2 protein-coding genes and 1 pseudogene are annotated in these 3,227 nt (G+C 73.8%); 2 read left to right on the forward strand and 1 reads right to left on the reverse strand.

Features of this window, described 5'->3' with window-relative positions; all coding sequences use genetic code 11:
• Together AB8Z36_RS35110 and AB8Z36_RS35115 are read left to right on the forward strand one after the other, a co-directional pair.
• Positions 1 to 517 (forward strand): annotated as a pseudogene (locus tag AB8Z36_RS35110) (hypothetical protein); the annotation flags it as partial.
• A 60-nt stretch (positions 518 to 577) separates the two neighbouring features.
• The gene (locus AB8Z36_RS35115; protein WP_369217441.1) at positions 578 to 1,936 is read left to right on the forward strand and encodes a S28 family serine protease; all 1,359 of its coding nucleotides are present in this window, start codon (positions 578 to 580) and stop codon (positions 1,934 to 1,936) included.
• Here AB8Z36_RS35115 and AB8Z36_RS35120 read toward each other — a convergent pair.
• Positions 1,911 to 3,119 carry an MFS transporter gene (locus tag AB8Z36_RS35120; RefSeq protein ID WP_369217442.1) on the reverse strand — a complete coding sequence of 403 codons (1,209 nt, stop codon included), beginning with the start codon at positions 3,117 to 3,119 and terminating at the stop codon, positions 1,911 to 1,913. The genes AB8Z36_RS35115 and AB8Z36_RS35120 overlap by 26 nt on opposite strands.
• Between the last annotated feature and the right edge of the window lie 108 nt (positions 3,120 to 3,227).

Here is a 3,227-nt window from a genome sequence, read left to right on the forward strand (position 1 = left end):
GGCGGCGGCCGTGCGGGAGGCACTTGAGCCGGTGTGGCGGGGCGCGGGCGAGGACCCGGGCTGGGCCGGGGTGGAGAAGCTCATCGGCGCGGACCGGGCGGCGGTCACGTGCGCGTGGCGCGACGAGCGGGCCCGCACGTTCCAGGAGGCGGCCGTCGCGGCGGTCCGCGCGGCGGCCCCGCCGGGCTTCCAGGTGCTGCTGCACGCCGATCCCGTCTCCTACCACTGCGGGGCGAACGCGGGGGTCGACCCGGAGCACGTCCTCTCCGTGGCGGACGGCGTCGTGGTCCCCTGCGGCGGCGGGCCCGGGCCGCTCACGCCGTTCGGGGGGCACGGCGGGGTCGTCGCAGCCAACTTCCCCGTGGTCGCCGGGATGGGCGGCAGCCCCAAAACGCTCGCCGCCGACGCGGCGCGGGCGGCCGGGCACGGCGCGACCGAACTCCGGCTCTACCACGCGGGTCTGGCCTCGGACGGCGACCTCGCGCTGGTCGCGGAGGCCCTGTCGCGTCTGGAGTGATCGCCGATACGATCCGCGCACCACAACCGTCGCTCCAGTACCAGGGACAAGGGAGACAAGGTGCGCAACAAGGGGATATCCGCGCTGGCCTGTGCCGGACTGATGGCGGGGGCCGCCGTGCTCGGCGGCGCGGCGCCCGCCACGGCGAAGGCCCCGACGGCGGCGCGGGCGGACGGCTCGGCGGCTGCCGCCGATGTCCGGGCGAGTCTTGAGAAGCTGCCCGGCATGAAGGTCGTCTCCGTGACCGAGAAGGAGGGCCACCCCCTCTACACGCTGACGTACGAGCAGCCCGTCGACCACCGCAGGCCGCACGGCGCCACCTTCACCCAGCGCGCCACGCTCTGGCACAAGTCCACCGCCAAGCCGACCGTCCTCTACACCGGCGGCTACACCCTCGCGGGCGGCACCGCCTCCCTGACCAGGCTGATCGACGCCAACCAGGTCAGCGTCGAGCACCGCTACTTCGCCGAGTCCCGCCCCAGGGGCGCCGCGGGCGAGGACTGGTCCAAGATGACCGTCCAGCAGGAGGCGGCCGACGAGCACCGCCTCACCCGGGCACTGCGCACCATCGAGAAGGGCAAGTGGCTGGGCACCGGCGCCAGCAAGGGCGGCATGACGGCCACCTACCACGAGCGCTTCTACCCGCGGGACCTCGACGCGGTCGTGGCCTTCGTCGCGCCCAACGACGCGGACAACCGCGACGACAGCGGCTACGAGCGCTTCTTCAGGACGGTCGGCACCAAGGAGTGCAGGGACGCCCTGAACGCCGTGCAGCGCGAGATGCTCGTACGCCGTGCCGCCCTGCTGCCCCGGTTCGAGGCGGAGGCGAAGGCCGAGGGCTCCACCTTCGACCAGACCCTCGGCACCACCGATCGCGCCTATGAGTTCGCGGTGCTCGACCAGGTGTGGAACTTCTGGCAGAGCGGTACCGCGGCCGACTGCCCGACCGTCCCCGACGCGAAGAAGGCCACCGACGAGGAGCTGTACGACTGGTCCAAGGAGCACGGCTTCAGCGTCTACCGCGACCAGGATCTCGGCACCAACGGCTCCGGCCCGTACTACCACCAGGCCGCGACCCAGCTCGGCTGGGCCGACCTCAGGTTCAGCCACCTCAAGGGCGTCCGCCACCACCCGGACGTCTACCAGCCCAACTCGGTGCTGCCCAAGGCCATGCGCGGCACGTACAACAACAAGACCATCGCCGATGTGGACCGCTGGGTGAAGAGGCACGGCCACCGCATGATGTTCATCTACGGCCAGAACGACCCCTGGAGCGCCGAGCGCTTCACCCCGAGCCGCCACGACTCCTACCGGTACGAGGTGCCGGGCGCCAACCACGGCGCGGCGATCGCCAAGCTGCCCGAGCCGCAGCAGTCCGAGGCCATCGCGACGATCAAGCGATGGGCGGACGTGAAGTAGCCGTCCTCCGGGGGCGCAGCAGGGGCGCGGCGATCAGCAGCCGCGCCCCCGCGAGCAGCGGGAGCAGCACACGGAGGTCGACGCACTCCACCAGCGCCGCCCCGGCCGCGATGCCGAGCGCGGTCGGCGCGAACATCAGCGTGTTCGCGGTCGCCGCCGCCCGGCCGAGGAGCGCGTCCGGGGTCTCCCGCTGCACGGCCGTGAGCCCCGCGATCAGCACGCACGGCAGCCCGAGCCCGTTCGCGAGGCTGCCAGCGAGGACCGCCGCGTCGCTCGGCAGCGCGCTCAGCACCAGCGCCACGGCGGTCAGCGCGACGCCCGCGCCGCCGAACCGCCACGCGCCGAGGCACCGCAGCAGCGCGCCCGACGCCACGCCCACCGCGACGGACCCCGCGCCCTGCACCACGTACAGCACACCCGTGTAGGCGGGGGCGAGGCCGAGCCCCTCCACGACGGCGTAGACCGCGGCGCCGCTCACGCCCGAGGTCAGCATCGTCAGGCCGCCCGCCACCACGAGGGGCCGCAGCCGGTCGTGGCCCCACAGATGGCGGGCGCCCTCGGCGGTCCTGGCCCGCAGGGACGCGCGCCCGGGGGACGGCAGGGCCTCGCGGACCCGCAGCAGCGCGTACATCCACCCGGCGAGCACGAAGGTGACGGCGTCCAGGAGCGCGACCCGGGCGCCGCCGTACGCGGCGAAGAGGCCCGCGCCCGCGAGCGGCGCCACCAGCTTCATGCCCTCGTTCGCGGCCATCCGCAGGCCGTTGAAGTCGCCGAGCAGCTCCGTGCCGACGGCCGCCGGGACCAGGGCCGCCTCCGCCGCGTCCGTGACGACGCCGCACGCCCCGTAGACCAGGAGCACCGCGAAGAGAATCCACAGCCGTCCCCCGGTGTCCACGGCGAACAGGGAGAGCAGCAGCGCGCCGAGCGCGAGGTTGACGGCCACCAGCAGCGGTCTGCGGCGCGTGCGGTCGGCGAGCGTGCCGAGCAGCGGGCCGATGAGGGTGGGCGCCCAGAGGGCGAACTGGCAGAGCGCGGCGAGGCCGTCGGACCCCGTCAGCTCCTTGACCCAGATGCCGGAGACCAGCCACAGGGCGGTGCTCCCGAAGCCGGAGACCACCACCGCGCCCAGACAGAGCCCGGCGTTGCGGTCCCGCAGGACGCGCCCGATCGTCGTCGATGTCATGCCTGGTGATGGTGGTGCTAAGGCCCCGGCGCCGGGATCGGGCGGATTACCTAACCGGGGGCGATGAGTTGCGGGGGCGGGACCGGTCTACCGGGGAGAACTGCCGAG

The sequence above is a fragment of the Streptomyces flavofungini genome, assembly GCF_041028215.1.
GTDB classification, from domain to species: domain Bacteria; phylum Actinomycetota; class Actinomycetes; order Streptomycetales; family Streptomycetaceae; genus Streptomyces; species Streptomyces flavofungini_B.